This window comes from Oligoflexus sp. (assembly GCF_035712445.1).
In the GTDB taxonomy this organism is placed as follows: Bacteria; Bdellovibrionota_B; Oligoflexia; order Oligoflexales; family Oligoflexaceae; genus Oligoflexus.
Map to the genome: position 1 here is coordinate 85,560 of NZ_DASTAT010000013.1, position 6,677 is coordinate 92,236.

The 6,677-nt window shown below is 50.2% G+C and carries 7 protein-coding genes; 5 read left to right on the forward strand and 2 right to left on the reverse strand.

Going from position 1 to position 6,677, the window contains the following annotated elements; genetic code table 11:
- Positions 1-26: 26 nt before the first annotated feature.
- Positions 27-152 (reverse strand): hypothetical protein, encoded by a 126-nt coding sequence (locus VFO10_RS02045; protein ID WP_325137003.1) that lies wholly within the window; start codon positions 150-152, stop codon positions 27-29.
- 223 nt (positions 153-375) lie between these two features.
- Here VFO10_RS02045 and VFO10_RS02050 point away from each other — a divergent pair, with 223 nt between their 5' ends.
- Positions 376-975, forward strand: coding sequence for an outer membrane beta-barrel protein (locus VFO10_RS02050; protein ID WP_325137004.1), 600 nt, complete (start codon positions 376-378; stop codon positions 973-975).
- Positions 976-1,045: 70 nt separating this feature from the next.
- On the opposite strand, the gene VFO10_RS02055 is transcribed toward VFO10_RS02050, so the two are convergent.
- The gene (locus VFO10_RS02055) at positions 1,046-1,618 is read right to left on the reverse strand and encodes a GNAT family N-acetyltransferase (RefSeq protein ID WP_325137005.1); all 573 of its coding nucleotides are present in this window, start codon (positions 1,616-1,618) and stop codon (positions 1,046-1,048) included.
- 391 nt (positions 1,619-2,009) lie between these two features.
- On the opposite strand from VFO10_RS02055, the gene VFO10_RS02060 reads away from it, so the two are divergent.
- The 4 genes from VFO10_RS02060 (at position 2,010) to VFO10_RS02075 (ending at position 6,654) form a co-directional block, all read left to right on the forward strand.
- Complete coding sequence (locus tag VFO10_RS02060) at positions 2,010-3,374, forward strand: helix-turn-helix domain-containing protein (RefSeq protein WP_325137006.1); 1,365 nt, start codon at positions 2,010-2,012, stop codon at positions 3,372-3,374.
- Positions 3,374-4,444 (forward strand): hypothetical protein, encoded by a 1,071-nt coding sequence (locus VFO10_RS02065; protein ID WP_325137007.1) that lies wholly within the window; start codon positions 3,374-3,376, stop codon positions 4,442-4,444. Before VFO10_RS02060 ends, VFO10_RS02065 begins: the two co-directional genes overlap by 1 nt.
- A gap of 340 nt (positions 4,445-4,784) precedes the next feature.
- On the forward strand, positions 4,785-6,203 hold the full coding sequence (locus tag VFO10_RS02070; protein ID WP_325137008.1) for a transposase: 1,419 nt from the start codon (positions 4,785-4,787) through the stop codon (positions 6,201-6,203).
- Positions 6,204-6,234: 31 nt separating this feature from the next.
- On the forward strand, positions 6,235-6,654 hold the full coding sequence (locus VFO10_RS02075) for a hypothetical protein (protein ID WP_325137009.1): 420 nt from the start codon (positions 6,235-6,237) through the stop codon (positions 6,652-6,654).
- The last annotated feature ends 23 nt before the right edge of the window (positions 6,655-6,677 follow it).

The window sequence follows — 6,677 nt, forward strand, 5'->3', positions numbered from 1 at the left end:
AGTCAGCTTCACCCTAGGTTTTAACCTTAGGCGTTGGCTGCCTTTTGTGCGCGCTCGTTGGCGTTGGGAACATTCAGTGGCAGGCTGGCTGCAGTTGTTCCTTCGATGCGAACTTTATTTTTGCGCTTTTTGCCGGCGCGAGCTTTGTTCATTGCACGTCTAACTTTGGATCTTTTGGTAGGGGAAGCCATTTTTTTTCCTCTCGACTTTCGAACCTAAGCGTATAGGTCGGGGGAGCTTAGTGGAAATCAGCCGGGCTGTCCAGCCAAATCCAGGTCCCGGCGCTCGATTCATGGTGCCGATAGACTTCAGGAGCCTGTAAGGTATGATGGACAGCATTGTGTCGCTTCTATATGTTTTTATGGCGGAGATTGTATGCGGCTGATTCAAGTGTTTGCTGTGATGTCTTTGTGGCTGTGTATGGGCCGGGCCTGGGCTGTGGACGAACCTGTGGATAAAAATTTCGGAGGCCCTTATGTGGGCGGTCTTCTGAATCTGGGGCAATCGTTCAAGGCCGGTTCGGGTTCCCCGGGCACCGCTTACCTTCTGGGGGCGGACGTGGGTTATGGCATCAAGCGCGATACCTGGAATCGCATCGAGCTCGGTGCGGAATTTTCGACGGGAAAGGCTTCATTTTCCGATAAATCCGCTGGGGTGGAGTACGATGTCGACCTTGACCTCGACCTTGTCATGATGCTGAAAGCCGGCTACGGCTACAGCCTGGGTGATGCGGCCTTCGGGACCTTCCGCCTTGGAGTGGGGATTGCCCAGGCCAGCGCAGAGATTGCCGGCGCTACGGACGATTCCAGCGGCGTGGCGGCAATGATAGCCTGGGATGCCTTTTTCCCGGCGAGTCAGACCATGGATTTCCTCTTTGGTGCCAGCTATCGGACCTTCAATTTCAAATTCGAAGGCTCGGATAGCATTCAGGTCAGCATGCCGGGGATTTACGCCGGAGCTCGGGTAAGAATGTAAGGCTTGTATCATTAACGGCGGACACGCTGGAATCGGGTGTCCGCCAGTCACTTCAGATCAGTCCGCCTGCTCAATCCGCCTGTTCCAGCACAAAATAGCTGGGGAATATTTCGCGTCGGCTGCTGTTACTTTCCTTCTGCTGAAACTCGACCGGCCTAAAACCGATGCGACGGAATAGAGTCTGCGCATGCCTCATCTCGGATGTGGCTTCCAGATAGAGCCTTACGTAGCCGAGTTCACGGGCTTTTTGAATGCCGGCTTTCATCAGCTTGCGACCCAGCCCAAGGCCCCTATAGGCAGGACTGATCACGAGTTCACGTATTTCGCCGATGTGTTCGCGCGGGTCGAGTCCTGCAAAAGGACGCACACCAACGCCTCCAATCACCTGCCCGCCCTCGCGATCCCTAAGCACGAGATAGACGGCGCCGTCTTCCTGATAACTTGCCAGAAAGCGCGGCAATCGCCGGCGAGTGGACGCCAGCACGGTGCCTTCATCGGGATAACTCATCAAACTTTGTTCGATGACAGCTACGGCCCCTGCCTCATCAGCAGGCTGAATCGGCCTCAGATCGTAGCGTTCCGAGAAAAGCAATTGATCCAAAGGATCCAAAAATGCCAGTTGAGAAGCGAGAGAATTGTCCATGAACACGACCTCATACAAGAATCGGGAGAGGCCTTTGCAAAAAGGCTGCCGCTTGTGTTTTTGTCACTTATTTTAAGCGCGTCATAATTTTACGCCTATTCTAGCAGCTTTTTTCCCATTGTCAAAAAGCTCTTGTTTCTGATGCGAATTTGTTAACGTGCTGCATTTATAACTAATTTTAATAATTTCAACCTATTGCCACTCTTCGCGACGTTCACCGATGTCTCTCGTTATCCACCATAATTCGCCCTGATTGGTCGCAATTGGTCGCAAATTTCTCAAAACTATTGGTCGCGTGAAAGCCTTCACTATTAAGCCTTCTGCACGTTTCTCTTTCGAAACACAGATTAGAGTTTGAATTTTTGTGTGAACTAAATATCTTGGGAGGCAGTTGGCTTTTAGGTGGAGACAGAGGATTAGGCCCCTCTATCTCCGGGAACCCGGAGCCTGGCAATTACGACAAAGCAGACCCCGACGCTCCATTCGGAGATTAGTACGGTCACGTCTACTTTTCAACACCTGCCGGTCTCCCTCATGGATTGAGGGAATCATGTCAAACCTGCATCAAGTTTTTCCTTTGGATCATCCGGTATTTTCCGGTGGTCGCTACCTCAGGGCGTTCGATCATCTTCATGACATCGATCACTATGAACACAGTATCCTGACCTATATTGGGTCGCTCCTGCCCTTTGATAAGGGGTTCCTGGACCATCCTGCTTTCCCGTCAATCGCCACCATTTCGCGGTCGACCAAGATCAGCGAGTCAACGGTCAGGAAAAAACTTCGCTCTCTGGAGAAGAAGGGGTACGTCAAAGTCAAAGCGGTACGCACTCTGAACTATCAGGGAAAATACCAGCAAAGTTCGAATGATTATTATTTGGCGCCGATAGCCTTTGAATTTTTTCAGGATGTGATGGAAAGCCGCAACCACATTCAGAGTATCCGTAAGCGTGCTGTGGGTGATTCGTTTGATTGCCAACCTTACCCCATCGTCTCGTATAGCCCTCCCTCCCATTCGGAAACTGGGGAGGCCTTCTTTGAGCAGACTGCACCCGTGTTTCAGGCGGCCCCTAATTCCCATCCCAAAGTCCCAAACGAAAACCCTGAATCAACTGATTCTTTTTCCGGTCGTGACATCTTCACGATGAAGGGTGAAGTGGATCGCATCGTGGTTGCCTGGGAAGAACTGGTGAAGATCCCTGTTTCCAAGGGTGAGAAGGAGCGGTTCTTCCGGGAATACGTTCGCGTGCGGGGCCATGAGATTTACTTCATGGAGCGGCTTCTCCCAATTGCGTCTGATCCCTATATTGCGTCCCGTGCCAAGAGTATCAATTTTCTGTTCAGTGGCCTCGATTGCGCCTTGAAAAACAAGGCGGATATCGTCGAGAAGGCTGGACTGGCACTCATGAGACCCCAGACAGAAGATGAGCTAAAGAAGCTGCTTGAAGACATTCCTGGCTTCATCAAGCGAACTTCAAGAAACTTCGGAGAGGTTTCCAGTGCCATAGTAAGTCACCTTCTCCAGGATCCTATCAACAAGGCAAAACTGCGCCTGGGACTCAATACTGATCCAGAGCTGCCGGCTGATGAGCGCCAACTGAGGCTGGAGATTGAGCGGCTGCTCAGGACGGATCTCCGTGATCCGCTAAAAGATCAGCTGAAGACTATTCGTGATGCCTTGCCACGTCTTAGCTTTGGCTACTGCCTGGAAATGTTTGCGAGGCTGCGATCCAGGCTGACTCCGGAGGGTGCTTGATGAGCACGACAGCAAAAAAACAAAAGAACAGAGAGTACTATCTCAAAAACCGCGAAAAAATCCTGAGCAGAGCCAGGGAACGGAACGGCTCCAGGCGGAGCGATCATCTTGAGATAGTGCCTAAACTTAGAACTGAGGATGTCCAGTCTGATAGTTCCAGCGGGTCCGCGTCAGGCTCAGCCCGGACATATGAAGAAACTCATCAAGTTCCAAGCGCCTTACAGGAGCAGCCGAGCGGTAATACTGCTCCCGTCATTGTTCAAGATATTGTTGCGGACAGAGCGCTTGCCCTATTTGATGTCCAATATGAAATCTCTCCCTGTTGCTTCGATAATCCATTCACTTTCAGCGGCAAGGGCGTCCAAATCGAGCAAACCCTGAGGCTGGTTGATGGCATGCCTCTGAAACGGAAGGAACCAGATTCTGAAAAAGCGGACGAAATTCCATCTATCACAAAGGAAGGACGCATATTCAATAAAATACCACTTTCGTTCATGCTCAGGCTGCTCCTTGTTGTCTGTCTCACCCTGCTGATGACGGCTATGCAGGTGGAGTTCTATCGTGAACACGACATTCTTCCTGAATATGCAGTCCCGTTAGCTCTGGCCAGCGAAGTCGCGTTTCTTTCATTGGTAAGCATGAACTTCAGACGTTCGCTTGATTGGCTTAGGATCATCATTCATTTGATTTTTTTAGGGTATTTCCTTTCAGCGCTCTCCTTCCATGTCTACGCCAAATCAAGATCCAAAGCTGCCTCTGGGGCATTAGCTTCTGTTCCAGAAATTACTGAAAGTGAAGATCAACTGAAACAAGCTGAACGATCTCTCGACGTTGCAACAAAAGGGCGGGCATGGAAGAGCATGGAAATCTTTGGGGCTGAAGTTTCCAGGCTGAGAAAGCTGAGCGGTGCAACTCCGAGGGCCCAGGTCCTCGGCACAACGTCGGATGAGGCCTTCTTGATGGAGGCAGTGCTCCTCATTCTGCTACGCGCGCTGCTTCTGGCGGCATCTGCGCTGAACGCTCTAAGGCTAAGAGATCAGATTCGCGAAATGAAGATCTTCCCCGGGTGATTGAGGGACGCAATTCAGTACAGTGCGGGTGTCTTCCCGAGATATTAAGAATGTCTCTCGGTTGATGTTCGTTTCCTTGCACAGCGTGTGTTCTCGTTCCTTTTACTGGATGGGGTAGTTGGCGTCTAAAGATCCCGTTTTCACTGAATTTTCGTTCGAATTCTTGATGTTTTAACTATGATAGCTAGCAACTGGAGAGTCCGGAGTTCTTCGAACTCCGTACATAAAAATAGCCAGCATTACGCCAGCTTTTGAATAAAAAGAAATTGAGCAGCTCAAGCCAATGTCCCATGTTGTTTTCTGCGAAAAAAATGACAATCAACACCGGCAGAGCTACAACATGGATGTTAATCTTTGCTCCGTTTTGATCCAAGTGTTTTTTGAACTTCGACCTGCTTTTTCCAGGCTCCGAACCGCCCAGTGGGCTGCCCTGGTTGTCCTTGGCTTTTGCGTCCGGCGTGACACCGCTGGTGTAACCAGCTTCGTAAGGTCCTTCGGTTTGAGGCCGAACTCATACCAGTCGCTCCTCGATAGCTTCTCATCCTGTGCAGTCAAATTGGATATATTGAATCAGCTGTGGCTGCAGCTCTGCCTCAGGATCTTCAAGCCGGTGACTGTCCAGGGTCGCATCGTTCTTGCGTGTGACGGTATCAAAGCACCGCGAGAAGGGCGGCGCATGCCTTCAGTAAAGCTTTGCTATCAATCATCGACGAACAACTCAAAGCCGGAATTCATCATGGCTCATTCGATGCAAATGCTCTCGCTTTTGGTGGAGGGCTTCGGTAATAAGATAAGCGCCGTCCTCCTCTCGGCGCGCATACACGAGGGTCTTATTTTTAGCAATCGTGATCATAGGACTCTACTGGACAAGATGAACACCATGGTCGCGTCTACTCTAAGCCAGAAAAATCGGAGCTTTCTCCTGGTCGCGGATGCCTATTATTCTTCAGCGACCATGCTGGATTCCATGGCGGAGCAAAACGGGGCCATGCTCGTTCGTGTAAGGAACAATGCAGTCGGCTATATGCCAGCACTGCCTTCGGTTAAGCCCGCGAGAGGGCGACCCAAAAAGTATGGCGAACGTATTGCAATCTTTGATCTATTCAAGTCCAAAAGCGCTGAATTTGAAGAGATTCCAAGCCCAATTCGCGACGAGAATGGAGTCATGACAAGGTATCTGGTCGTCGATCTTCTTTGGAAGCAGCTGAAGGGAAAGGTGCGATTCATCCTCAGCGATCACCCGGTTCGAGGTCAATGCATTCTGATGACCAACGACTGGAATCTAAAGCCAGAGGAGGCCATTCGACTTTATCACGCGCGGTTCGGGATCGAGATGTCCTTTAAGGCCCTCGTTCATACACTCGGTGGCTTTGATTATCACTTCTGGATGAGAGACATGGACAAGCTTAAGCGAGGCGATGACGGGCAGTATCTTCATCGGAAGAGCGACGGTTATCGCGAAAACGTCCGAACCAAACTAAAGTCATACCATGTCTTCGTCAACCTTGCCGCGATCGCTCAAGGGATTCTGTGTTACCTGGCCATAGCTCATAAGGATCTTGTTTGGCAGTCTTTCGGTGCATGGATGAGGACAATCAGGAAGGATCTGCCACCAAGCGAAGGTGTGACTTCGGAAGCCTTGAGGGAGAGCCTATCTGAATATATTCAAAGCAAAGATGATCCGTATTCCTTCAAGAAATTTCTGCGCGAAAAGTCAAACCCGGGTGGAGCAGTATGGATTAAACTGAACGCGGCTTAAAATTTCCTGACCCCAGTTACGAGGGAATATCATGCAGAAAGAGACCGTTTCAAGATCGGCAAAAAAAAGTCCAATGAAGACGCGTCGCTCACGAACAAGTCGCGACTTCGAAAGCTTGGTTGGAAAGGAAGTATATGGAACCTGGATCGCAATGTTGAAAAAACTGGTGCCCGGTGGCCGCACTCACCGTCTTTCGGTCATTGTTGCTGGAATGTTGTACTATGCTTGGGGACAAAAAGCCGATAGTGATAACTCCGTTCGAGCGATCATCGATGAAGCCGAGGGAGCGGATTATGAAGAGATGGAGGTCTTGCTACTTCCCCTCGTAGAACAGCTATTCAAAGATGCTGGAGTAAAGTGGAAACGGCAGAATTCCAAGGGTCATGGCTACAGTATAGCAGAAGACAGTATTCAGGAGTTCTTCAACTGGGATCTTATGCCGTGGCAATAGATCAAGAACTCCTGACTCTCAAG